At 32.7% G+C, this 25,052-nt stretch carries 30 protein-coding genes; 29 read left to right on the top strand and 1 reads right to left on the bottom strand.

Annotated features, from left to right (window positions below):
• The first annotated feature begins 5 nt into the window (after positions 1-5).
• The 24 genes from THYS13_RS02955 to THYS13_RS02840 all read left to right on the top strand — a co-directional run bounded on the left by THYS13_RS02955 (position 6) and on the right by THYS13_RS02840 (position 18,559).
• Positions 6-365 carry a response regulator gene (locus THYS13_RS02955; RefSeq protein ID WP_042833084.1) on the top strand — a complete coding sequence of 120 codons (360 nt, stop codon included), beginning with the start codon at positions 6-8 and terminating at the stop codon, positions 363-365.
• A 10-nt stretch (positions 366-375) separates the two neighbouring features.
• Positions 376-753: a flagellar biosynthetic protein FliO gene (fliO, locus tag THYS13_RS02950; protein WP_042833083.1), complete on the top strand. Its 378-nt coding sequence runs from the start codon at positions 376-378 to the stop codon at positions 751-753.
• On the top strand, positions 750-1,415 hold the full coding sequence (fliP, locus tag THYS13_RS02945) for a flagellar type III secretion system pore protein FliP (protein ID WP_042833082.1): 666 nt from the start codon (positions 750-752) through the stop codon (positions 1,413-1,415). Before fliO ends, fliP begins: the two co-directional genes overlap by 4 nt.
• Positions 1,416-1,428: 13 nt before the next feature.
• The gene (fliQ, locus tag THYS13_RS02940) at positions 1,429-1,698 is read left to right on the top strand and encodes a flagellar biosynthesis protein FliQ (protein WP_029689048.1); all 270 of its coding nucleotides are present in this window, start codon (positions 1,429-1,431) and stop codon (positions 1,696-1,698) included.
• A 6-nt stretch (positions 1,699-1,704) separates the two neighbouring features.
• Positions 1,705-2,487 carry a flagellar biosynthetic protein FliR gene (gene fliR / locus THYS13_RS02935; protein WP_042833081.1) on the top strand — a complete coding sequence of 261 codons (783 nt, stop codon included), beginning with the start codon at positions 1,705-1,707 and terminating at the stop codon, positions 2,485-2,487.
• Positions 2,484-3,575: a flagellar biosynthesis protein FlhB gene (flhB, locus tag THYS13_RS02930; RefSeq protein ID WP_042833080.1), complete on the top strand. Its 1,092-nt coding sequence runs from the start codon at positions 2,484-2,486 to the stop codon at positions 3,573-3,575. The genes fliR and flhB overlap by 4 nt, the downstream gene beginning before the upstream one ends.
• Before the next feature lie 10 nt (positions 3,576-3,585).
• Positions 3,586-5,607 (top strand): flagellar biosynthesis protein FlhA, encoded by a 2,022-nt coding sequence (gene flhA / locus THYS13_RS02925; protein WP_042833079.1) that lies wholly within the window; start codon positions 3,586-3,588, stop codon positions 5,605-5,607.
• Complete coding sequence (locus THYS13_RS02920; protein ID WP_042833078.1) at positions 5,597-6,622, top strand: AAA family ATPase; 1,026 nt, start codon at positions 5,597-5,599, stop codon at positions 6,620-6,622. The genes flhA and THYS13_RS02920 overlap by 11 nt, the downstream gene beginning before the upstream one ends.
• Before the next feature lie 3 nt (positions 6,623-6,625).
• Entirely contained in the window at positions 6,626-7,480 is an 855-nt protein-coding gene (locus THYS13_RS02915) for an AAA family ATPase (RefSeq protein ID WP_042833077.1), read from the top strand.
• Positions 7,477-8,103 carry a flagellar brake protein gene (locus THYS13_RS02910; protein WP_029689054.1) on the top strand — a complete coding sequence of 209 codons (627 nt, stop codon included), beginning with the start codon at positions 7,477-7,479 and terminating at the stop codon, positions 8,101-8,103. The genes THYS13_RS02915 and THYS13_RS02910 overlap by 4 nt, the downstream gene beginning before the upstream one ends.
• Positions 8,104-8,106: 3 nt before the next feature.
• Positions 8,107-8,691, top strand: coding sequence for a CheB methylesterase domain-containing protein (locus THYS13_RS02905; protein ID WP_042833076.1), 585 nt, complete (start codon positions 8,107-8,109; stop codon positions 8,689-8,691).
• Positions 8,681-10,663: a chemotaxis protein CheA gene (locus tag THYS13_RS02900; protein WP_042833075.1), complete on the top strand. Its 1,983-nt coding sequence runs from the start codon at positions 8,681-8,683 to the stop codon at positions 10,661-10,663. Before THYS13_RS02905 ends, THYS13_RS02900 begins: the two co-directional genes overlap by 11 nt.
• A 15-nt stretch (positions 10,664-10,678) precedes the next feature.
• On the top strand, positions 10,679-11,104 hold the full coding sequence (locus THYS13_RS02895) for a chemotaxis protein CheW (RefSeq protein ID WP_029689057.1): 426 nt from the start codon (positions 10,679-10,681) through the stop codon (positions 11,102-11,104).
• 5 nt (positions 11,105-11,109) lie between these two features.
• On the top strand, positions 11,110-11,727 hold the full coding sequence (locus tag THYS13_RS02890) for a chemotaxis protein CheC (RefSeq protein WP_042805366.1): 618 nt from the start codon (positions 11,110-11,112) through the stop codon (positions 11,725-11,727).
• Positions 11,717-12,205, top strand: coding sequence for a chemotaxis protein CheD (locus THYS13_RS02885; RefSeq protein ID WP_029689059.1), 489 nt, complete (start codon positions 11,717-11,719; stop codon positions 12,203-12,205). The genes THYS13_RS02890 and THYS13_RS02885 overlap by 11 nt, the downstream gene beginning before the upstream one ends.
• A gap of 18 nt (positions 12,206-12,223) precedes the next feature.
• Entirely contained in the window at positions 12,224-12,964 is a 741-nt protein-coding gene (locus THYS13_RS02880; RefSeq protein ID WP_042833074.1) for a FliA/WhiG family RNA polymerase sigma factor, read from the top strand.
• Positions 12,965-12,979: 15 nt separating this feature from the next.
• The gene (locus THYS13_RS02875) at positions 12,980-14,344 is read left to right on the top strand and encodes a DUF342 domain-containing protein (protein WP_042833073.1); all 1,365 of its coding nucleotides are present in this window, start codon (positions 12,980-12,982) and stop codon (positions 14,342-14,344) included.
• Positions 14,345-14,357: 13 nt separating this feature from the next.
• Entirely contained in the window at positions 14,358-14,642 is a 285-nt protein-coding gene (locus THYS13_RS02870) for a hypothetical protein (RefSeq protein ID WP_042833072.1), read from the top strand.
• A 143-nt stretch (positions 14,643-14,785) separates the two neighbouring features.
• Positions 14,786-15,493, top strand: coding sequence for a 30S ribosomal protein S2 (gene rpsB / locus THYS13_RS02865; RefSeq protein WP_042833071.1), 708 nt, complete (start codon positions 14,786-14,788; stop codon positions 15,491-15,493).
• A gap of 83 nt (positions 15,494-15,576) precedes the next feature.
• Positions 15,577-16,191 (top strand): translation elongation factor Ts, encoded by a 615-nt coding sequence (tsf, locus tag THYS13_RS02860; protein ID WP_042833070.1) that lies wholly within the window; start codon positions 15,577-15,579, stop codon positions 16,189-16,191.
• A 117-nt stretch (positions 16,192-16,308) separates the two neighbouring features.
• Positions 16,309-17,022, top strand: coding sequence for a UMP kinase (gene pyrH, locus THYS13_RS02855; protein ID WP_042833069.1), 714 nt, complete (start codon positions 16,309-16,311; stop codon positions 17,020-17,022).
• Between the two features lie 2 nt (positions 17,023-17,024).
• Entirely contained in the window at positions 17,025-17,579 is a 555-nt protein-coding gene (frr, locus tag THYS13_RS02850; protein ID WP_003869144.1) for a ribosome recycling factor, read from the top strand.
• Positions 17,576-17,761, top strand: coding sequence for a hypothetical protein (locus tag THYS13_RS02845; protein WP_003866737.1), 186 nt, complete (start codon positions 17,576-17,578; stop codon positions 17,759-17,761). Before frr ends, THYS13_RS02845 begins: the two co-directional genes overlap by 4 nt.
• Positions 17,762-17,809: 48 nt before the next feature.
• On the top strand, positions 17,810-18,559 hold the full coding sequence (locus THYS13_RS02840; protein WP_042833068.1) for an isoprenyl transferase: 750 nt from the start codon (positions 17,810-17,812) through the stop codon (positions 18,557-18,559).
• Positions 18,560-18,714: 155 nt separating this feature from the next.
• Here THYS13_RS02840 and THYS13_RS02835 read toward each other — a convergent pair whose 3' ends face one another.
• Entirely contained in the window at positions 18,715-19,956 is a 1,242-nt protein-coding gene (locus tag THYS13_RS02835; RefSeq protein ID WP_042833067.1) for an IS110 family transposase, read from the bottom strand.
• Positions 19,957-20,409: 453 nt separating this feature from the next.
• Here THYS13_RS02835 and THYS13_RS02830 point away from each other — a divergent pair, with 453 nt between their 5' ends.
• The 5 genes from THYS13_RS02830 to THYS13_RS02810 are packed head-to-tail and all read left to right on the top strand — an operon-like array spanning position 20,410 to position 25,052.
• On the top strand, positions 20,410-21,189 hold the full coding sequence (locus tag THYS13_RS02830) for a phosphatidate cytidylyltransferase (RefSeq protein WP_042833066.1): 780 nt from the start codon (positions 20,410-20,412) through the stop codon (positions 21,187-21,189).
• Positions 21,190-21,204: 15 nt separating this feature from the next.
• Positions 21,205-22,353 (top strand): 1-deoxy-D-xylulose-5-phosphate reductoisomerase, encoded by a 1,149-nt coding sequence (locus THYS13_RS02825; RefSeq protein WP_042833065.1) that lies wholly within the window; start codon positions 21,205-21,207, stop codon positions 22,351-22,353.
• A 6-nt stretch (positions 22,354-22,359) separates the two neighbouring features.
• Entirely contained in the window at positions 22,360-23,358 is a 999-nt protein-coding gene (gene rseP, locus THYS13_RS02820; protein WP_042833064.1) for an RIP metalloprotease RseP, read from the top strand.
• Between the two features lie 12 nt (positions 23,359-23,370).
• Positions 23,371-24,432, top strand: a complete 1,062-nt coding sequence (ispG, locus tag THYS13_RS02815) for a flavodoxin-dependent (E)-4-hydroxy-3-methylbut-2-enyl-diphosphate synthase (RefSeq protein WP_042833063.1) — start codon at positions 23,371-23,373, stop codon at positions 24,430-24,432.
• Complete coding sequence (locus THYS13_RS02810) at positions 24,432-25,052, top strand: glycosyltransferase family 2 protein (RefSeq protein ID WP_029689066.1); 621 nt, start codon at positions 24,432-24,434, stop codon at positions 25,050-25,052. Before ispG ends, THYS13_RS02810 begins: the two co-directional genes overlap by 1 nt.

Genomic DNA, 25,052 nt, shown 5'->3' with positions numbered 1-25,052 from the left:
CATTTGTGAGCAAAATAATGATAGTTGATGACGCTGCTTTTATGAGGATGATGATTAAAGATATTATTTCAAAAAATAATTTGGGGAGTGTGGTAGAAGCTGAGAATGGTGCTGTAGCAGTAGAAAAATATTCCCAAGAAAATCCAGATTTGGTCATTATGGATATTACTATGCCTGAAATGGATGGAATACAAGCAGTGAAAACAATCCGTGCAAAGGATCCCAATGCAAAAATAATAATGTGCTCTGCTATGGGACAGCAGGCTATGGTTATCGAGGCGATTCAAGCAGGAGCAAAAGACTTCATCGTAAAGCCTTTCCAACCTGATAGGGTGGTAGAAGCGATTAAAAAATTGTTGAAGTGAGGCGCTTAAAGTGTCTAATGGCACAGAATATGTTTTTCAATTGATATGGTATTTAATTGTCTTTCTTTTAGTAATTGGAGTGGCTTTTTACATAACTCGATTTATAGGACAAAGTACTTTAAGATATACTCGCTCTACTAATTTACAGGTGATAGATTACATCATTTTAGGTAGAGATAAAGGTCTATATATAGTAAAGGTAGGAGATAAATTTTTACTAATTGGTGTTAGCAACAGTAATATAACCTATCTTACAGAGATAAATAAAGAAGATATAAAAACTCTGAGCAATGATAAAGATTTTGTGACAAATTTGAATATTTCAATAGAACGATTAAAACAGCTAAAAAACAGATATTTGTCTAAAAAAGATGGTGAGCAAAAATGAATTTAGGAGATTTGGTTTCATCAGTGACAGCTCCTTCAAATATGGCTACAAGCCTGCAAATAGTTCTTCTGCTAACAGTTTTGACATTAGCTCCATCTATTTTAATAATGATGACTTCTTTTACTCGGATAGTGATTGTATTATCTTTTTTAAGAAATGCACTAGGACTACAGCAAATGCCTCCTAATCAAGTACTAATTGGTTTGGCATTGTTTCTCACTTTATTCATAATGGCACCTGTGGGACAAGATATCAACAATAATGCTATTAAACCTTATACAGAAGGAAAAATAACTCAACAGGAAGCGTATCAAAATGCTATCAAACCATTGAAAAATTTTATGCTGAAGCAAACAAGGCAAAATGATTTAAATCTTTTTGTAAGTTTAGCTAAAATTAAAGTAAATAATCCAGAAGACCTTCCTATGAAAGTGGTCATTCCTTCTTTTATCATCAGTGAATTAAAGACTGCTTTTGAAATTGGCTTTATAATTTATATTCCCTTTTTGATAATTGATATAGTAGTTGCCAGTGTTTTAATGTCAATGGGTATGTTTATGTTGCCACCTGTTTTGATATCTCTTCCTTTTAAAATTTTACTTTTTATTTTGGTAGATGGATGGAACTTGGTTGTCAAATCTTTGATTTTAGGTTTTAGATAGGAGGCAAAACAAGTTGAATACGGGAGTGGTTATAGATATAGGAAGAGAAGCTTTAACTGTTGCCTTAACAATCGCTACTCCATTATTAGCAATAGCATTAGGGGTAGGACTTTTAATTAGCATTTTTCAAGCCACTACACAAATTCAGGAACAAACCTTATCTTTTGTTCCTAAAATTGTCGCTATACTTATAAGTCTAATTCTATTTGGACCATGGATGCTTACTACGTTGGTCAACTACACTCAAAGATTGTTTTTAAATATTAATAATTTTATAAAGTGATGTAAAATGGATATAATTCAGTATTTACTTCAAAATGTTCAAATTTTTATATTACTTTTCGTCAGAATGCTGGGTATTTTTATACTTACGCCTTTTTTTGGTACAAAAAATGTTCCTACTATTTTTAAAATAGGTTTAGGTTTTTTTGCGGCAGTAATTGTTTTTGATACCATGGAACCGGTAGATTTGCAAACAAATAATGTTTTTGATTACTTTATCGTTGTCATCTCTGAGTTCATTGTAGGACTTGTGATAGGGCTGGCATCTATGATATCCTTTAGCGCTATACATTTAGCCGGTCAGCTGATTGATTATCAGTTGGGGTTTGGACTGGTAAACATTTTAGATATTCACAGCGAAACCCAGGTTCCTTTGATGGGAAATTTCATATATATTTTGACAATCCTTATCTTCATGCTTTTGAATGGTCATTATATATTATTTACAATGTTGGCTAAAAGTGTTGATATAATTCCTGTTGGGAAAGTTGTCTTTAATTTACCTGGTATGTCTCAAGTCTTAACAAAAATGGTTTCTGATATGTTTATATTAGGTTTTAGAATAAGTGCTCCTATAATTTTAACAACTCTTTTGACAGATTTAGTTTTGGGAATAATCTCCCGTACTATACCTCAGCTTAACGTCTTTATGATAGGAATGCCAGCTAAGATTTTTGTTGGAATCTTTACTTTGCTTATTATGTTGCCAATGTATTTGGCAATTATAGATTTTATGTTTAATGGAATGGATGCTGACATTTTTAGATTGATGAAATTTATGACAAGGTGATAGTTTTGAGTAAAATAAATTTACAATTGTTTGCTGAAGAAAAAACTGAACCAGCTACTCCTAAAAGGCGACAAGATGCAAGAAAAAAAGGGCAGGTCTTCCAAAGCAGAGAAATAACTTCTGCTTTAGTAATTGTAGCAGGTTTTTTGGCAGTAAATATACTTGCAATACCTTTTTTAGGAAAAATGATGGCTTTAACAAAGTATTTGCTTTATACCTATTCTGGAGCTAATGACGATGTTTTTAATATAGTAGGTATACAAAATCTGTTTACATATCTCTTGCAACAAGCAATATCAATAACTATGCCTATAATTTTATTGATTTTTATTGTTTCTCTTGCATCAACTTATCTCCAAGTAGGCTTTGTATTTACAATTGAGCCCCTTGCCTTTAAGTTGGAAAGATTAAATCCTGTGGAAGGCTTCAAGAGAATTTTTTCAAAAAGAGCATTGGTAGAATTAGCTAAATCTATTGCTAAAGTGGTAGTTATTTTCTATATAATGTACTCTTTTTTAGCTTCTCAATATAAAGGTATACCAATGCTTCTTGATATGTCAGTTCAAGATATATTAAAATACGCTTTAAACATACTTTTGGGAATTACTACTAGAATAGGAATTGTACTTATTTTTCTTGGAGTATTAGATTACTTCTTCCAGTGGAGAGAGTATGAAACAAGCCTTAAAATGAGTAAAGAGGATATAAAGGAAGAGTTTAAAGAGACGGAAGGAAACCCTCAGATAAAAGCAGAGATAAGAAGAAAACAGCGACAAGTTTCTATGAGAAGAATGATGCAAGACTTAAAAAAGGCGGATGTCGTAATAACAAACCCAACTCATCTTGCTGTTGCTCTTATGTACGATAGTAATGTAAATGACGCACCTGTAGTGATAGCTAAAGGGCAAGACATTATTGCCCTCAGAATAAAAGAAGAAGCTAAGAAGTTAAATATTCCCATAGTTGAGAATAAGCCATTAGCTCAGGCACTGTATAGGTCTACTGAAATAGGAGATATGATTCCACCAGAGCTTTATCAAGCTGTAGCTGAAGTTTTGGCTTATGTCTACAGCTTGAAGGGAGAATAGGAGGGATAATTTGAAATCCTCTGAGCTTACTGTAGCTCTTTTTGTAGTAGGAATAGTGTTACTCATAATAATTCCTGTATCACCCGTTATCATGGACTTTTTATTAATATTTAACATAACTTTGTCTATAATAATACTTTTGACTACTATGTATGTAAAAGATGCTTTAGATTTTTCTATATTTCCTTCTATATTATTAATAACTACTCTTTTGAGACTGGCTCTTAACATTTCGAGTACGAGACTTATTTTAAGCAATGCCTATGCAGGTGGCGTAATACAGGCCTTTGGAAGTTTTGTAATAAGTGGAAATCCAGTTGTCGGATTCATTATTTTCTTGATAATTGCAATTGTACAATTTATCGTCATAACCAGAGGAGCAGAGAGAGTATCTGAAGTGTCAGCAAGATTTACTTTGGATGCAATGCCAGGAAAGCAAATGGCAATAGATGCTGATTTAAACGCAGGCCTTATAACAGAAAAAGAAGCTAGAGAGAGAAGAATGGAAATACAGCAAGAGGCAAAATTTTATGGAGCAATGGATGGTGCTAGTAAATTTGTCAAAGGAGATGCAATTGTTTCTATAATTGTTATAATTATAAATATTGTGGCAGGTTTTACTATAGGTATGGTGATGAAAGGAATGGATGTAAATCAGGCTTTACATACTTATACCATACTGACAGTAGGCGAGGGTTTAGTAAATCAAATACCGGCACTTTTGATATCAACTGCTACTGGAATGATTGTTACTCGTTCAGCTTCTGAGTCAAATTTAGGAGGAGATGTAATAAAGCAGCTCTTCAATCAGCCTAGAATTTTAAAAATAGCAGCTGGATTGCTCTTTGCACTGGTATTAGTACCTCTTTTACCTAAACTTCCACTTATCTTAATGGGTTCATTGTTTGCATATCTTGGATTTGCAGGGACTCAAAAAGTAACAGTAAAAGAAGAAGAACAAGAAGAAAACATAAAAGAGTTAGAGAATATAAGAGATCCTAAGAAAGTATATGAATTATTGCAAATTGACCCTATTGAACTGGAATTTGGCTATGAATTGATTCCTCTTGCAAGTGGAGAATTATTAGATAGGATTGTTATGATAAGAAGACAAATTGCTCTTGATTTGGGTATTGTGGTCCCAATGATTCGTTTAAGAGATAATATTCAATTAAAGCCTAATGAATATGTTATAAAAATTAGAGGGAATGAAATTGCCAGAGGCAAGGTATATATTGATAGGTATATGGCTATGACAGCAGGAGAAATAGATGAAGATATTTCTGGAATTCGAGAAAGAGAACCAGCTTTTGGATTACCTGCAATTTGGATAGATGAAAACGAAAAGTCAAAAGCAGAAGCAAGGGGATATACAGTAGTAGATGTTCCTTCTGTTATTGCTACACACCTCACTCATATTATAAAACAGCATGCCCATGAACTTTTAGGAAGGCAAGAAGTACAGAGTTTAATTGACAATATAAAAGCGACGAATCCTGCATTAATAGAAGAATTAGTACCTAAGCTTTTAACAATAGGTGAAATAGAGAAAGTACTTTCTAACCTTTTAAGAGAGGGGTTATCTATCAGAGATTTAGTTACAATATTGGAGACTTTAGCAGATTATGCTCCTATTATCCGAGATACAGATGTTTTAACAGAGTATGTAAGACAGGCTTTAGCTCGTGCTATTTCCAGTAAATATGCTGCAGGTGGTAAGATTGAAGTTATAACGTTAGATCCAAGTGTTGAACAGTTAATATCCTCCAGTATAACTCAGACAGAACATGGTTCTTATTTAGCATTGGAGCCTTCTTTGGCGCAAAGGGTTTTAAAAAGTATCCATGAATTAGTAAAAAAGGTGACTTTAAAAGGTGGACAACCTGTAATTCTGACAGCGCCTGTAACTCGATTTTATCTCAGGAAGTTAGTAGAACAAATTTCTCCCGATATTGTTGTTTTGTCATATAATGAGCTTTTACCAAATATTGAAGTTACATCGGTGGGGACGGTGAGATTAAATGAAAGTTAAAAAATATATCGCTAATGACTATCAAGAAGCTTTACGAATGATAAAAGCGGAAATGGGAAGTAACGCTGTAATACTTCATCAGAACAGAATTAAAGAAAGAGGGATCATAGGACTTTTTAAGAAGAGTAAAGTGGAAGTAGTAGCAGCAGTAGAAGATTACCCACCGGTAATCCCTAAGGAAAATATTACAAAAAATGATATAAACGAACTTAAAAATTTAATTAAAACTATAACTATCAATAAAAATGGAACGGTTACAGAAGCTAGGGAGAAAAATTTAATTTCTAAATTAATAGATTATGGAATAGAAAAGGAAGTGTCTCAGTTATTGGGGGAAGGAATTGATGAACTTGATAATAAAGGAATAAAAATTTTGAAGGAACGACTAGAAACTTTTATGGGACCTCCTCAAAAATTGAATTCTGAAAAAAGCAAAAAAATTTTGTTCATTGGACCTACTGGAGTGGGGAAAACTACAACCATTGCAAAAATTGCTTCTAATTTGATATTGAATGGAGGTAAAAAAATAATGCTCGTTACAGCAGACATTTTCAGAATAGCGGCGGTAGACCAGTTGAAAACCTATGGAGAAATTTTAGGAGTGCCAGTAAGAGTAGTAAATAATATTTTTGAACTTCATAAACTTCAGCCAGAGTTTGAAAAGTACGATGTAGTTTTAATAGATACAGCTGGAAGAAGCCATAAAGATGAAAGGCGAATAAGTGAATTAAAAACTTTTATCAAATATGCAAACTGTGATGAAACTTTTTTATGCTTGAGTGCTACAACTAAATCGGAAGATTTAAAAGAAGTAATAGAAAGATATGAATTTGCAGGAAATTATAAGTTAATTTTTACTAAATTAGATGAAACTGATAATTATAGTTCTATTTTAAACGCTGTTTACTATTCAGGGCGACCAATTTCTTATTTTACAAATGGACAAATTGTTCCTGATGATATAACTTTAGCAGAAAGCGAAATTATCGTCTTAAGCATAGTAAAGGGGAATTAGTGTATGATGGACCAGGCTGAAAGTTTAAGAAAATTGGTTTCCCAAAAGAAGAAGATAAAAAAAAGCAGGGTTATTACAATTACAGGTGGAAAAGGCGGAATTGGTAAAACATGTATCTCAGTAAATCTTTCTTTGGGACTTAAAAAATTGGGCTATAATGTTACGATTATTGATGCAGATTTGGGATTTTCAAATGTTGAAATTGAATTAGGAGTTACTTCTAAGTATACTTTATTAGATGTTTTGTACAACAACAAAATGATAACAGAAGTTATAAATGAAGGGCCTTTAGGTGTAAAATACATATCTTCTGGTGGAGACTTCAACCTTATTAAAGAAGGAGTAGATTTAAGTCTTTTTCTAAACAACATTAAAATTTTAGACTATTATTCCGATTTTATTATTATAGATACGGGTGCAGGCCTCAATAACGTAGTTAGCAATTTTTTAAAAGCAACCGATGAAGTTTTACTGATAGTAACTCCTGAACCAACGTCTATTATGGATGCTTATACTCTCACTAAGTATTCGCTGGTAGGTGAAAGCAAAAAAATTAATGTAGTGATAAATAGAGTAAAAAATTTTAATGAATACAGAAAAATTTACGATAGGTTTGAAACAGTAGTTAAAAACTATTTAGGTGTATCTTTGATTGATTTAGGGTATTTAGAAAATGACGAAAAGATGATGGAGTGTATAATTGAGCAAAATCCCATTGTCCTTAAATATGAAAATAGTAAAACATCAAAAAAGATATTACAAATTGCAGCTCAAATTGCTAATCAACCTCCTCCTGTAGAAAATAAGGGGTTGTGGGGTATTTTTTCTAGACTTATCAATAGAGGAGGATTTAGATGAATGAAATAAATTTACTACCGGGGCAAAAATTGAGGATAGGTTTAAACAATGGTAAAACCATGTACTCATCTCAAGTACAAGATATTTCTAAAAATGGGACTATATTAATTGATACTCCAGTATACAGTGGTCATTTAGTTCCTGTGAGAATAGGTTCAATAGTTCAAGTAATTTATTTTACAAAACAAGGTTTGTTTACCTTTTATGCTAAGGTTCTAAATAGATTTTCTGGAAAACTTGCTCTTTTAGAGATAATGCCTATAAGCAATGTGGAAAGATTACAAAGGAGACAGTATTTTAGATTAGAGAAGGTGATTCCATTTACTTATACCATTAGTGAAGAAGAAGATAAAGTTTATAAAGGCCTTATTCAAGATATAAGTGGTGGAGGATTAAAATGTAAGGTAGATAAAAAATTAGAGGTAGGGACTATCATAAATTGTGTTTTTACATTAGATCAGGAGATAACAGTAAGCGGAAAAGTAGTGAGATATGATGAATCATTAGAAAAAGGATATGAAGTTGGTATTTGTTATGTGGACATTGATGAAAAAGTAAGAGAAAAGATTATAAGCTATATCTTTGAAGAACAGAGAAAAAGTAGACAAAAAGGGATTGAATGATTTATGAGAAATGATTGTCTTGTTATAATTGGGGCTTCTACTGGGGGGCCTAAAGCATTGCAATATATATTGACTAATTTGCCAAAGGACCTTTTTGCTTCAGTAGTTGTAGTACAACATATGCCAGAAAAGTTTACTAAAATGATGGCAGAAAGATTAGACCAAAATTGTAATCTCAAAGTAAAAGAAGCAGTAGATGGAGAGGAAATTTTGAAAAATGTAGCTTATATTGCACCTGGCGATAAAAATTTATTATTAATTGAAGAGAATGATAAAGTAAAAATTAAACTTTCTACTGATTTTGAATCTGTTTATAAACCTTCCATTGATGCTACTTTCATAAGTGCTTCCCAAATAAATGCTTGCATAATAGCTGTTATTTTGACAGGCATGGGAAGTGATGGTTCAAAAGGCCTCAAATATTTAAAAGAGAAAGGAAGCTTTATTATATGTCAGGATATTGATTCTTCTTTGGCAAAAGGAATGCCTTATAACGCTATAAAAACAGGATTTGTTGACAAAGTTCTTCCTTTGGATAAAATTCCAGTAGAAATAATCGAGAAGGTGAGGGAATTTTATGGAAAATAATCAATATATCGATATATTTATTGAAGAATCGCAAGAACATATAGAAAATTTAAATAGCAATTTATTGCTTTTGGAAAATGACCCTAAAAATAAGCAAATAATCGATGAAATTTTTAGATCTGCCCATACTTTAAAGGGTATGGCTGCTACTATGGGCTTTGAAAACATGAATAAATTAGCTCATAAAATGGAGGATGTATTACAAGAGGTAAAAAATGGCGAATTAAACATTTCTCATCCTATCATGGACATTCTCTTTAAGTGTGTAGATACTTTAAGTGAGATGCTGGATTCAATATCACAAACAGGAGAAGATAATGTACCTGTTGATGAGTTGATATTTTTACTTTCGGGTGTGAGTTCTAAATCTAAAAATAAAGAGGCTGTTGTAGAAAAAGAAGATAATATATCCAGTAGCGATACATTATTGAATGTATACGAAGAAGATATAATAAGAGAGGCAGCAAAAGATAATTACAAAGCCTATAAAATAACAGTACATATTGACAAAGGGTGTGTTATGAAATCAGCACGTGCTTTTATAATTTTTAATAATTTAGATGAAGTAGGAGACATAATAAATTCTTCTCCCTCTGTAGAAGATATTGAAGATGAAAAATTTGAGGATAGCTTCACTGTTCACATTATTACAAAAGAAGATAAAGAAAGTATTGAAGAAAGGTTATTGTCTATTGCTGAGGTTAACAAGGTGGAAGTGGAACCAATAAACATTGATTTAAATAAAGAAGGGGGAAGATTTGTCAAAGAGGTATCTTCTTCACAATCTCAAAGTTTTGAGAACATAAAGAAATCTCAAAGCAGTAATAAAACTTCAAAAAGTGTAAGAGTAGATATAGACAGATTGGATAATTTAATGAATTTAGTAAGTGAACTTATAATCATAAAAACCCGCCTTGAGGGATTAGAGGCAGATAACAGAAACTCTGAAACTGCAAGTGCTATTGAATATCTAGAAAGAATAACTACTAATTTACATGATGCTGTTATGAAGGTAAGAATGGTACCGGTTGAAAGAGTATTCAATAGGTTCCCAAGGATGGTAAGGGATTTATCTTACGAGTTAGGCAAAAAAATTATTCTCAATATGTATGGACAAGATACAGAAGTAGATAGAACTGTTATAGATGAAATTGGTGATCCTTTAGTTCACCTCATAAGAAATTCTATCGATCATGGTATCGAAATGCCACAAGAAAGGTTGCAAAAGGGGAAACCAGAACAAGGTACCATTAATTTGAGAGCTTATCATGAAGGTAATAATGTCATAATAGAAGTTAGTGATGATGGGAGAGGAATTGATATAGAAAAAGTCAAAGCAAAAGCAGTAGAGAAAGGTATTTACACCGCTGAGCAAGTAAATGAGCTTTCTAAAGATAAGATTTTAGACCTTTTATTTAGGCCAGGTTTTAGCACTGCTGACAAAGTTACAGATATTTCTGGCAGAGGCGTAGGATTAGATGTAGTAAAAAATAAAATCGAATCTTTAAACGGCTCAATTGAAATATTATCAGAAATAAATAAGGGAACAAAATTTATAATTAAACTTCCTCTTACTTTAGCAATTATACAAGCTTTATTAGTAAAAGTGGGAGATGAAAAATTTGCAATTCCCCTTAATTCAATTTCGGAAATAGTTCATAAAAAAGAGGATGAAATACACAATGTTCAAGGGAAGGAAGTAGTTCTTTTTAGAGGAAAGGTAATTCCAATAATAAGATTAAATGAAGTATTAGAAACCAAAAAGACTTCTGACAATGGAAATTTGGTGTGTGTAATTATCAAAAAAGGCGAAAATTTAGCATGTTGTACTGTAGATGAATTAATTGGTCAGCAAGAGATAGTCATAAAACCATTAGGGAAGTATCTTTCTAATGTCAAAGTTATTGCAGGAGCTACAATATTGGGAGATGGCCAAGTGGCCTTGATTGTCGATGCCAACAATTTGTTTTAATAAGGAGGGAGAACTTTGAGCCTATATGTTATCGCCAAAATTGATGAGGAAGAATATGCAATAAACATAGAAAAAGTGCAGACTATAGAAAAAGTAATGCCTATAACAAGAGTTCCTCAGACTGAAAGTCATGTAAAAGGCGTTATAAATTTAAGAGGCGAAATAATTCCTGTGATTTCTTTAAGAGTAAAATTGGGTTTAGTTGAAAAAGAGTATGATGAAGATACAAGAATTGTGGTTTTAAAGGCTTACGATATGTTAGTAGGCATGATTGTAGATAATGCTAATGAAGTGGTTGATATTGCGGAAGAAAATATTGATAACCTAGTTTTTAATGAGGCTTCTGATGAATTTGGAAAATTCGTCAGCAAAGTAGGAAAAATTAAAGATAAGGTATTTCTCATTTTAGATTTAAAAAAATTATTAGATGTCAGGGTGTGAGAAATGTGGATATTAGTCGATTAAATGAAATGTACTTAGACATTTTAAAAGAATTAGGAAATATTGGAGCAGGAAATGCTATAACTGCTCTTTCAACAATGATTGGCAAAAAAGTGGACATGCAAGTGCCAAAGGTAAAAATTCTAGATTTTCAAGAAGTATCAGATATATTTGGCTCTGCTGATACGATCATTGTTGGTATTTATTTCGATCTAGATGGAGATGTAAATGGTAATATTCTTTTTGCACTTGATATAAAAAGCGCTGCTTCTCTTATTTGGAGCCTCATGGGATTGGAAGTAAAAGAAGAATTTGATGAGTTAGAAAAATCCGCTTTAGAGGAAATAGGAAATATTATGGCAGGTAGCTATGTAGCCTCATTATCTACTCTTACTTCTTTAAATATGAAAATTTCACCTCCCGCAATAAGTATAGACATGGCAGGAGCAATTTTGAGTGTTCCGGCTATTAAATACGGAGAAATTTCTGATAAGATTTTGTTTATTGAGACCCAATTTATAGAGGGAGAAAAACTTATAAAAGGTGATTTCTTCTTAATACCAGATATTAACTCTTTTGATTTAATACTAAAAGCGCTTGGAGTTGAAGTGAATGGAAAATAAGATTTATAGGGTTGGAATGGCAGATGCAAAGGTCACACAAAGCCCAGGAATTCTTACAACCATTGGGCTGGGGTCTTGTGTCGGAATTGTTCTTTATGACCCAATTACAAAAATATCAGGTCTGGTACATATTATGTTACCTTATAGTAACAAAATATCTGATAATTCTAATAAACTTAAGTTTGCTGATACCGGTATCCAAGTTTTGATTGAAGAGATGGTAAAATTGGGCGCTAATCCTAAAAGGTTAATTAGTAAAATTGCTGGAGGAGCGCAAATGTTTTCTTCGAAGATAAATTCTGACATTATGAACATAGGAGAAAGAAATGCAGTTGCTACTAAAGAAGTACTAGGAAAACTTGGTATACCGGTCGTTGCGGAAGATATAGGTGGAAATTATGGACGAACTATTGAGTTTTATTCTGAGGATGGAAGACTATTAGTTAAAACTATTGGTTATGGAATAAAATATATTTAAAAATTGGGGGAATTTTGTATGGCATTAGTGGAGGAGGATATATGGAAAACTTATAATTCTAGTAAAGACCCAAATCTACGAAATGAAATAATAATCAAGTATATGCCCTTAGTCAAACATATTGTCAAAAAACTCATCATTTCTGATATTACTCAATCTGAGTATGAAGACTTGATAAATCAAGGAGTACTTGGCCTTATCGATGCAATTGAAAAATATCAGCCTAGTAAAGGTGTAAAATTTGAAACTTACGCTACTTTAAGAATAAGAGGAGAAATAATAGACTATTTGCGGAAAAAAGATTGGATGCCTCGAAGTCTCAAAAAAAAGTACAGAAAAATAGAAGAAACCGTAGAAACACTTCAACAAAAATATAATAGGGAACCTACAGTTGAAGAAATAACAGAAGCTTGTGGCTTAAATGAAATAGACGTTTTAAAAACTTTAAGTTATATCAATGTTTCTAATGTTAATTCTTTAGAGGAAGCTATTGAAAATAATTTTAAGTTACATGCTATTTCAGATGTCGAATTAAAAAACCCAGAAGAGGAAGTATTATACAAAGAACTGAAAAGAAAACTAGCAAATGCTATTAAAAATTTACCAGATAAAGAAAGATTGGTAATAACATTGTATTATTATGAAGATTTAAACTACAAAGACATAAGCAAAATTTTAAATTTAACAGAATCTAGAATATCACAAATTCATACAAAAGCTATCAAAAGGATAAGGGAGATATTAAGTGGATACTTTTAAAATGGGGGCTTTAAAATGGATGAAAAAAAGTACAAAGTACTTATTGACGTATCGAGAGATAAACAACAAGCCTATTTGACTTTAATTGAAGACCCCAATGGTATTAGTATTAATAAAGAGGTTTTATTACAAGAAATCTCGAAACATAATATAGTATATGGAGTAAAATTTGATGTTATAGATAATATTTGTAAAGATTTGAAAAATGCAAAAGGTGTATTAATTGCAGAAGATAAAAAGCCTATAAATGGAGAAGATGGAAAGATAATTTTTGAGATAGACATAGAAAAGGCTGCAACCCCAAAAATTTTGGAGGATGGAAGTGTAGATTATAAAAATTTAGACTTGTTTAAAAACGTTAAAAAAGGTCAAATAATAGCTCGAAAAATAAATCCTACTGCAGGACAACCAGGAATTAATGTTTTTGGACAAAAAGTTGATGCTCTAGGCGGGAAAGATGTAAGACTTCCTCTTGGGAAAAATACTTATATTGATGATGATAAGCTTGTAGCTTCTGTAGATGGTCATATCGTGGTTTTAAACAACAAAATAGAAGTACATACTCTTTTGGAAGTAAAAGAAGTCGACACTTCTGTAGGAAACATAAAAACGGTAGCAAGTGTAAAAATTACTGGAAATGTTAAATCAGGTTTTACTGTTGAAAGTGAAGGTAATATAGAAATTTTTGGAGTAGTGGAAGCAGCGACTATAATAGCAAAAGGAAATATCAGTATTCATAAAGGAGTACAGGGCGCTGGAAGGGCAAAAATTATTGCAGAAGGAAATATTACAGCAAAGTATTTACAAAACTGCAGTGTAGAAGCCGGAGAAGATATATACAGTGAAGCGATAATTTATTGCGATGTAAAAGCAGGAGGGAGTGTAAAACTTTTAGGAAATAAAAGCCAAATTATTGGCAGTAAAATTGTAGCTGCAAGAGAAATTTCAGCGGCAAATATTGGTTCAAAAATGGGAACGTATACAGAATTACAAGTAGGTATACTGCCTCAAAAGAGACTGAAAATAGCGGAATTAACTTCCCAAATGGAACAAAACAATGCCCAATTAGAAAAAATAGGAAAAATTCTTAAGTACATAGAAAAAATCGAAAACTTACCTCCTGATAAAGAAGAGATTTATCATAAAGCTAAAAAATCTTTCCAAGATTTAATTTCTCTAAATCATCGTCTAAGTGAGGAATTAAATTCTTTAAAGGAGGAAATAAAAAGTTCTAGTATTGGAATTATAAAAGTTTTTGATACAATATTTCCAGGAACTAAACTCGTTATTGATGACGTTACTTTAAAGATACAAGAACCTATTAAATATGCTATGTTTATAAAAAATGAGGAAGAAATAAAATTTTTTCCTCTAAAATAAGGAGATGAATTTTATGTCTTCCAATGTCCCTATTGACTTAAAATCTATTCTACCTCGTACTGTAGAGGTAGGAAACTTGAAACAAATTGATCTTCAAAAGCCTGTCATTTATTCTCAGCAAATAACAACCCTTTCTAATAGAGAAAATGAAATAAAGAAGACAAAGCCTAATGAACTCGAGAAAACAGAAAAAACTCTTATAAAAGATCGCCAAAACTCTGAACAAAAAAATAAGCAGGAAAAAGATAAAGATAAAAAAAGCAAAAAAACTATAGGGCATATAGACATAAAAGTGTGATAATATATTGACATTTAGCAAAATATATAATATAGTATTCATTGGCAGTCAATAACACACGCCTAATGATTGCAAAAAGGGTGCCTGAAAAGGTCTTTTTGCAAGATGATTTAGGCGGAGGAATAACCATAGGAGGTGGATGTATGTCGGTAATTTCAATGAAGCAGTTATTAGAAGCAGGGGTACATTTTGGTCATCAAACGAGAAGATGGAACCCTAAAATGGCTCCTTATATTTTTACAGAAAGAAATGGAATTTACATCATTGATTTACAACAAACAGTAGAAAAACTGGAACAAGCTTATGAATTTGTCAAAAAGTTGGCCATGGAAGGGGGCACTATTCTTTTTGTTGGGACCAAGAAACAGGCTCAGGATTCTATTAAGGAAGAAGCAGAAAGATGTGGTATGTTTTATGTAAATCAAAGGTGGTTAGGTGGAACCCTAACTAATTTTAAAACAATTAGAGGAAGAATTCAACGATTAAAAGAACTCAAAAAAATGGAAGAAGATGGAACTTTTGATGTTCTTCCTAAAAAAGAGGTAATAAAACTTAGAAAAGAAAAGGAAAGATTGCAGAAATTTTTAGGCGGAATAGAGAATATGCAGTCTCTGCCTTCCGCTTTATTCATCGTTGATCCCAAAAAAGAAGCTATCGCTGTGGCAGAAGCTCAAAGCTTGGAAATACCAATTGTAGCTATTGTAGACACTAATTGCGATCCTGAGCTAATCGATTATCCTATTCCGGGGAATGATGATGCTATAAGAGCTGTCAAGCTTATTACTTCCAAGATTGCAGATGCAGTGATTGAAGGCAATCAAGGCGAACAATTTGCTGCTTCAGAAGAGTGAAAATTTTTGTCTAGTGGTAAGGAAAAAGGCAATGCTCCTTACCACTATTGTATATCATTTATCAATCTAAGGAGGTTTTTCTAATGATATCAGCACAAGCTGTTAAAGAATTAAGAGAACGAACTGGCGCTGGAATGATGGATTGTAAAAAAGCTTTAATGGAAGCAAATGGAGATATGGAAAAGGCCATAGATATTTTAAGAGAAAAAGGATTGGCTGCTGCTGCTAAAAAAGCAGGTAGAGTTGCCAATGAAGGCTTAGTTGATGCCTACATACACAGTGGTGGAAGAATAGGGGTTTTAGTAGAAGTAAATTGTGAAACAGATTTTGTGGCGAATACTGATGAATTTAAAAATTTTGTTAAAGAAATATGTATGCAAATTGCTGCCGCAAATCCAAAGTATATTTCTCGTGAAGATGTGCCACAAACTGTTTTGGAAAAAGAAAGAGAAATTTTAAAAGCACAGGCGTTAAATGAAGGGAAACCACAAAATGTCGTAGATAGAATAGTTGAAGGACGTATTGAAAAATTTTACAAAGAGAATTGCTTGTTAGAACAAGAATACATTAGAGACCCAGAAAAAACAGTGAAAGATTTGTTAAATGAGACGATTGCAAAATTAGGAGAAAATATTGTGATAAGAAGATTTGTTAGATTTGAAAGAGGAGAAGGTATTGAAACTTCCTCAAATGAGTAATAAAATTAAATAGGCAACCACATAGGGACACGGTTGTGTCCCATTTTTATAAATTACTTAAAAGATTAAGAAGGATTTTCAAAATTTTTATAGAACTTATAAGAATGGGGTGTTATTGTGTCGTCAGTTGTTTACAAGCGAGTAGTTCTGAAAATCTCAGGAGAAGCTTTGGCAGGAAATAAGGGATTTGGAATCGATTTTGACACTGTTAATCGAATAGCAGACGAGATAAAAGAAGTGAAAGAAATGGGAGTTCAAATTGGTCTTGTAGTTGGCGGAGGAAATATATGGCGGGGAAGAGAAGGTATTGGGATGGACAGAACTACTGCAGACCACATGGGAATGCTCGCAACTGTAATTAATGCTCTTGCACTGCAAGATGCTTTAGAGCAACGGGAAGTTCCTACAAGAGTTCAGACCGCTATTGAGATGAGAGCAATTGCAGAACCCTATATACGCAGAAGAGCAATAAGACACTTAGAAAAAGGACGAGTTGTTATATTTGCTGCTGGGACAGGGAATCCCTTCTTTTCAACTGATACTGCTGCTTCATTAAGAGCAGCAGAAATAGATGCTGAGGTCATACTATTAGCTAAAAAAGTAGATGGAGTCTATGACAAAGACCCAAATAAATACAAAGACGCTGTAAAATTTAAAGAATTGTCTTATTTAGATGTTTTAAACAAAGGTTTAGGAGTAATGGATTCAACAGCAACGTCTTTATGCATGGACAATAAAATACCAATCATAGTTTTTGACCTTACTACCTACGGAAATATAAAGAAAGTAGTAACAGGAAAAGATATTGGTACAATAGTGAAGGAGGTTTAAGTATGAGTGATTATTTAAAAGCTAGCGAAGAAAAAATGCAAAAATCTTTGAGCGTTTTAAAAAACGAATTAGCTGCTATAAGAGCAGGTAGAGCAAATCCTGCACTACTTGACCGAATTATGGTAGATTATTATGGTACTCCAACTCCTCTTAACAGATTAGCCACCATTACAGCTCCAGAGCCAAGAGTACTAGTTGTACAACCGTGGGATGTTTCAAAAATAAGTGATATTGAAAAAGCAATACAGAAATCAGATTTAGGAATTAATCCAGTTTCTGACGGTAAAGTGTTAAGATTAGTTTTTCCTGAATTGACTGAAGAAAGAAGAAAAGAATTGGTAAAGTTAGTTCATAAAAAAGCAGAAGAGGCAAAAGTAGCAGTAAGGCAAATAAGAAGAGATGCTAATGATGCTGTAAAAAAAATGGAAAAAAACGGTGAAATTTCGGAAGATGAAAGAAAAAAGAGAGAAGAAGAAATTCAAAAATTAACTGACAAATATATTAAAGAGATAGACAAAGCAGTGGAAGCTAAAGAAAAGGAGATAATGGAAATTTGACAGATTATTATAATAATTTTATAGGGATGGATTTACATAAAATAATAGAAAAATTACCTAAGGACTTAAAATTTAACGTTGTAGAGACAAAATCTATTTTTAAATATGAGGGTTCTCGTTTAAAAGTTGCCAGGATAAAAGAACAAAATAACATTCTTGAAATTACTGTTATTAGAATTTAATCCCCCCTCTGACGAGGGGGCGCCCTTATAAAATGAGGAGGAAAATAAATGGTGTTTTTTGGACAAAAAAATAGAGACTTGAGTGACAAGATTGATAAAAATAAATTGCCTATTCATATAGGTATTATCATGGATGGAAATGGAAGATGGGCTCAAAAAAGAGGGATAATGAGATTTTATGGCCATAAAGCTGGTGTTAATGCTGTAAGAGAGGTTGTAAAAGCCTCTAGAGAATTAGGAATAAAATATTTAACTTTGTACGCTTTTTCAACCGAAAACTGGAAAAGACCTAAAGAAGAAGTAAATTTTTTAATGGATTTACTCGTTGAATTTCTCTCTAAAGAAGTAGATGAATTGAATAAAAATAATGTATTGATTAACTTCATAGGTGATATTTCCGTTTTACCACAGAAGTGTAAAATTGAAATAGAGCGGGCGCAAAATGTAACAAAAAACAACTCTGGCCTTGTACTTAATATTGCGTTAAATTATGGCGGAAGAGATGAAATAGTAAAGGCTGTGAAAAAAATTTGCGCAAAGATTTTAAATAAAGAATTGTCCATTGAGGAAATTACAGAACAAACTATAAGTGAAAATTTGTATACTAAAAACCAGCCAGATCCAGATCTTATAATAAGAACAAGTGGAGAAAAAAGATTAAGCAATTTCTTATTGTGGCAATCTGCTTATTCTGAGCTTTGGTTTACAGAGGTACTGTGGCCGGATTTTGGCAAAGAACATCTTATTGAAGCAATATTGTATTACCAAACTCGCCAAAGGAGATTTGGGGGAGTATAGTAAGACAAACGGTAAAATGTCAAGGGGGTAATTAAAAATTTTTTGAGACATTTAAAGGGCAAAAAGACAAAAAGATACCCTTCTTCCAATATACCAATAAATGGTATTGGAAGTTCCAGAACTAAATTCCTTATTAATTTTTAACAAAAAAGTATTTAAATACTAGCAACACCTCTTTCTTGATATATTTGACCTTTGCTGAGCATTGCAAAGATCAGAGGGATTAATCTTCTAGCAGTTAAGACGAGGGCACGTTTATGTTGGTGTTTAGGTACCTCGCGATACTTCTTGTTGTAGTAGTCTTTAAACCTCACTGTGTGCACCCTAACACAGTTAGCGGCTTCAACAAGATAGTATCGCAGGTACTGATCACCACACTTAACCAAAGAAGTATCCTGGGCATTGAAATTACCTGATTGGTATTTATTCCAGATGAGGCCAGCATATTTGGCAACAGCAGCCTCGTTATTAAACCTTTTAATATCACCAATTTCGGCGATGATACCAGCAGCAAGGACGTCTCCAATACCGGGGATAGTAGTTAGAGTTTGAGAAAAAGCTTTAAGCTGTCTTGATATCTCGCCGTCGAGCTTTTTAAGTTGAGATTCGAGGAAGCGAATATTTTCGAGTGTCATAGAAAGAGCTAAGTCGTTTGCTTCAGCAAGATCAGGGTGAAGCCTGTAAGCTCTGTTAGCAGCAGCTTTTAAAGTTTTGGCGATTTGAGTAGGGTCTGAGAGTCTGTTATTGCCGTTTTTCACAATAAAGTCGATCAGGTCATCAAGAGGCATGGAAGCAATATCATCAGGAGTAAAATTTTCAATGATAGCTAAGGAAGCCTTACCAAATATGTTGCTAAAAGGGCACTCTGAAGGATAGGTTGAGAACTTGAAAGAAATAAGGCTTAGGGCTCGATTTTTTTCACGGACCAAGCTGCGGACGATATGATAACGCATGCGAGTAAGTCTTTGCAGTGCAGCGTATCTCAAGTCTGGGAGAGGAGTTGGTTTGACCTGTCCAAATCTTACACATTCAGCAATAACAGCTGCATCAATGGAGTCTGTTTTAGGAAGATGTATATAAGCGCCTTTAAAAGATTTAATGATAGAAGGATTGATGACGTAAAATAGAGGATTAAAGGGAGCAAGTTCAGGAGAAGAAGCTAGGAAAGTATGCAAATGCCAGGCATAGTGTGAAGTAGCTTCCATGCCAAATTTAATGGATGAAATATTGTATTGTTGAGCAAGAGAGATAGTAAAGTTTAGAAGCTGCTGAGCGCCATCCAAATTATTAGGGAAGAAGAAAGTTTTTTTCACTAAGCGGTTGCCGGTCTCATCAATAAAAGAAGCAGCATTTAATTCACTTGAAATATCAATGCCAACGATAAGTGTAGAGCTCATGGTAGATTCACGCTCCTTTTTGTAAAAAGTTTTTTGAAGGTCCTTTGTCTCTGAGAGTTATTTGTAATACACCCTCGCCGTGATTAGTGCTCAGATTTAGCTTATAGGGTGCCTGACCATCGATGCTCAAGCGATGGACAGATAAGCTAAAGAGGCACAACAAACGAGTATGTATTACTCAAATAACTCCAGAGGTTCAGTCTTATTCGAGTGGTGATGCTGATTTACCAGCATGCCACAGGAGTGAGCCAAAAATACCTCAGTAAACATAAAAGGGACCTTCTACTTTTAAGTTTATCAGAGACAAAGGACCATTTAAATAAAAAATGAGAGATTTAATTATGAGATTGTTTTACCAGGGTAAAAATGGTTTTTAAGGATTTAATTTATGTGTTTATTATTAAATTTTTGATGTGAATTACAATCATATTATACGAGGAGTGGTAAATAAATATGCTAAAAACAAGAGTTATAAGTGCGATAGTAGGCTTGCCAATTTTATTTTTCATTTTAATAAAAGGGGGAGATATGCTTAAAATTGCATTAGTTTTAGTAAGCATATTAGGACTTAATGAATTTTATAATGCTACAAAAAATATTGGGATACGGCCTGTAAAAATTTTTGGATATTTGTCAGCAATCTTTTTATATTTTTTAGAAAGTAAAATCGCAAAAGTAGATGTATTAGTTATAATCACAATGATGCTTTTTTTGCTATTTTTGACTAATAAAAAATATAATCTCAAAGATTACGCTCTAACTTTAATGGGAATCATTTATATACCTCTTTTCTTTTTGTACATACAAAAACTTAGAGAAATGCCTGAAGGAATTTACATAGTATGGTTTGTTTTTATAGTCTCTTGGATGACAGATACTTTTGCCTATTTTACCGGTAGATTTTTTGGAAAGCACAAACTTGCTCCTACAATCAGTCCCAAAAAGACGATAGAAGGAGGAATTGGAGGAATCATAGGCTCTGTCATCAGTTGTGGTGTATTTGTTTGGTTATTCCCTCAATCGAATGTTACTATATATCTTTCTGTAATTATAGGCTTATTTGGAAGTATAATCGCTCAATGTGGAGATTTAATTGCTTCCTTTGTAAAAAGAAACTGCTACATTAAAGACTTTGGAAATATAATTCCTGGTCATGGAGGAATTTTAGATAGATTTGATAGTATTTTATTTGTTTCTCCTTTTATATACTTTATTTTTCAGTACTTAATTTAGAAAGGGATGTACTTCATGAAAAAGATAATAATTCTCGGCTCGACTGGTTCTATCGGTACACAAACATTAGAGGTAATAAAAAATTTCAAAGAAAATTTTGAAATAGTAGGACTTACAGCTTATAACAACATAGAACTTTTATCTAAACAAATTAAAGAATTTAATCCTAAAGTCGTAGCAGTTAAAGATGAAGATAAAGCTAACCAATTAAGGGAGAATCTAAAGAAAAATGTCGAAATTCTAACTGGCAACAAAGGGCTTCAAGAAATTGTAAAGTACGACGCAGATTTAGTGGTGGTAGCTGTAGAAGGAATTGCTGGCCTTATTCCAACAGTTACAGCTATCCAGATGGGAAAAGATATTGCTTTAGCGAATAAAGAAGTGCTTGTAACAGCTGGACAAATCGTAATGGATTTGGTAAAAAAGAAAGATATAAGTCTTTTACCTGTAGATAGTGAACACTCTGCTATACTCCAATGTTTAAGAGGAAATGACAAAAAACAAGTATCTCGATTGATTTTAACAGCCTCTGGAGGTCCTTTTAGGGGAAAGAAAAAAGAAGATTTGAGAAAAGTAACTGTAAATGAGGCTCTAAATCATCCTAATTGGAAAATGGGGAAAAAAATCACGATAGATTCTGCCACTTTGATGAATAAAGGGTTTGAAGTAATAGAAGCAAAATGGCTCTTTGACATTTCTGAAAATAAAATTGATGTGATTGTGCATCCCCAGAGTATAATTCACTCAATGGTAGAATATATAGATGGTAGTGTAATTGCACAATTGGCTGCTGCCGATATGAGGATACCTATTCAGTATGCATTAAATTATCCTACTCGCAATTACATAAATGGAATAAATTTTTTAGATTTTTTTCTTATAACTCAGCTAACTTTTGAAAAACCCGATTTAGAAACTTTTAAATGTTTGTCGTTAGCATATGAGGCTTTAAAAATTGGAGGAACTATGACTACCGTATTAAATGCAGCTGATGAAATAGCTGTATCTTTGTTTTTAAATAAAAAAATAGAATTTTTGCAAATAGCTGAAATCATAGAAGAGAGTATGAAAGAACATAATAATATACAAAATCCCACTTTAGATGATATAATAAATGTGGATAAAGAGGTTAAGGAGAAAATAGCAAAAAAATATATGAGGTGATACATTTTGACAATATTGATAAGTATAATTGTTTTAAGCGTTTTAGTAATGTTTCACGAATTTGGACATTTTATCGTCGCAAAACTTTCTGGAGCTAGAGTAAATGAATTTTCTATTGGCTTTGGTCCACGACTTTTTAAAAAGAAATACGGAGAAACAGAGTATTCTTTTAGAGCATTGCTATTCGGTGGTTATGTTGCTTTAGAAGGTGAAGATGAAAAATCTAATGACCCGCGTGCTATAGTAAATAAGCCTTGGCCTGTAAGGTTAGCTGTCTTTGCTGCAGGTCCTTTAATGAATATACTATTAGCTTTTTTATTGCTTTTTATTGTATTTTTTAATATAGGAAGTCCGATACCACAGGTAAAATCCGTAATGGAAGGATATCCCGCTGAAAAAGCAGGAATTTTGCCGAGGGACAAAATTGTAATGGTAAATAATACAAAAATAAATACATGGGAGGAGTTAGAGAAAGCCATAAGTTCTAATGGAGAGCGAGTATTGACAATTGAAATTCAAAGGGGAAATCGGATTTTACAAAAACAAGTAAAACCAATTTTTGATAAAAACGCTTCAAAGGTAATGATAGGAATTGTTCCAGACTATGAGCGTTCTATCTCTCTTGCCTTTAAAACTGCCATCAATCAGACAATATATTTTTCAAAACTTATTATTTTATTTTTTGTAATGTTAGTAACCGGAAAGGTCTCTGTCAATGATATTATGGGACCTGTGGGAATTGTTCAAGCTGTTGGAACAGTGGCTAAAACAGGTGTTATAAATTTACTAGCTTTTTCTGCTCTTATAAGCGTAAATTTAGGCATTTTTAATCTATTGCCACTACCGGCTTTAGACGGTGGAAGGATTTTGTTTGTGTTAGCAGAGGCAGTAAGAGGTAAAGCATTGCCACCTGAAAAAGAAGGCTATATTCATTATTTAGGGTTTTTACTGTTGATTGCTTTGTTGATTTTTATAACCTATAGAGATATTCTGCGTATTTTTTAAAAGGTGATAAAAATGAGAAAAATTACTCGCGAAGTCAAAATAGGCAATAAAAAAATTGGAGGAAATAATCCAATTTTGGTTCAGTCTATGACTAACACGGATACCCATGATATTGAAAAAACAATAGAGCAGATAAAAAGGCTAGAAGCTGAAGGCTGTGATATTATAAGAGTTGCTGTTCCGGATATGGAAGCAGCTGAAGCATTAAAAGAAATAAAGAAAAATATAAATATTCCTTTGGTAGCAGATATTCATTTTGATTATCGATTAGCTATAAAATCAATTGAAAATGGAGCAGACAAGATAAGAATTAATCCCGGAAACATAGGAAGAGAAGAGAATATCAAAAAAGTGGTAGAAATAGCAAAAGAAAAGGGTATTCCTATTAGAATAGGTGTAAATTCTGGTTCTTTAGAAAAAGAAATATTACATAAATACAAGGGAATAACTGCTGAAGCAGTTGTGGAAAGCGCTTTAAAAAATGTTTTAATTTTAGAAAAGTTAGGCTTTTATGATATAGTTATTTCACTTAAAACTACAAATGTACCACTTACTATAGAGGCTTATAAGCTAGCTTCTTCGAAAGTAGACTATCCATTGCACCTAGGCATAACAGAGGCAGGTACCATTGAAGCGGGCACTATAAAATCTGCTATAGGAATAGGAACATTGCTTTATTTAGGAATAGGAGACACAATAAGAGTTTCTTTAACGGGTGACCCAGTTCATGAGGTGAGAGTAGGAAAGCAGATTTTACGTTCTTTAGGTCTTTTAAAAGAAGGAGTCGAAGTCATTTCCTGTCCTACCTGCGGCAGAACAAAAATTAACTTAATAAAGTTAGCAGAAGAAGTAGAAAAAAAGACGAGGAATATTAAAAAGCCTTTAAAGGTCGCTGTTATGGGATGTGTTGTAAATGGGCCGGGGGAAGCAAAAGAAGCAGATATAGGAATAGCAGGGGGAGATGGAGAAGGAATCGTTTTTAAAAAAGGAAAAGTTTATAAAAAAGTTAAAGAAGAAGAGTTAGTAGAAGAATTGATGAAAGAAATTGAAAAATTACTTGAGGAGGATTCTTAATGATTTCTGTTGTAATCCCAGCTTTTAATGAAGGAAAAAATATTGGGAGAGTTTTGTCAGTCTTAGAAACAATAGACCTGATTGATGAAATCATAGTTGTAAATGATGGTTCTACTGATGATACAAAAGAACAAGCATCAAAATACAATGTGAAGCTTGTCAATTTAGAAAAAAATCAAGGAAAAGGAAAAGCATTAAAAGCAGGAATAGATAATTCTAAAGGTGATATTATTGTTATGTTAGATGCCGATTTGATTGGACTTACTGAAAAACATTTTGTAAATCTCGTATCTCCTGTATTAAAAAATGAAGCAGATATGACAATTGGAATTTTTTCTGGTGGAAGAAAATCTACAGATTTTGCACAAAAAATAGCACCTTTTTTGTCAGGACAAAGGGCAATAAAAAGGCAATTTTTAGAAAACATTGAAGAGATGGAAATCAGTAGATTCGGAGTAGAAATTGCTTTAAATAGACATGCTGAAAAGAATAAGTTAAGAGTGGTAAATGTGCCTCTTGAGAATATGAGTCATGTCATGAAAGAAGAAAAGCTGGGATTAGTTAAAGGCTTTTATGCGCGATTAAAAATGTATTTTGATATTCTGAAAATGTGGATTTAG

Source organism: Thermoanaerobacter sp. YS13 (assembly GCF_000806225.2).
Taxonomy (GTDB): Bacteria; Bacillota; Thermoanaerobacteria; order Thermoanaerobacterales; family Thermoanaerobacteraceae; genus Thermoanaerobacter; species Thermoanaerobacter uzonensis.
The sequence above is the reverse complement of the archived record's forward strand: the minus strand, read 5'-3'. Positions and strand labels throughout refer to the sequence as shown.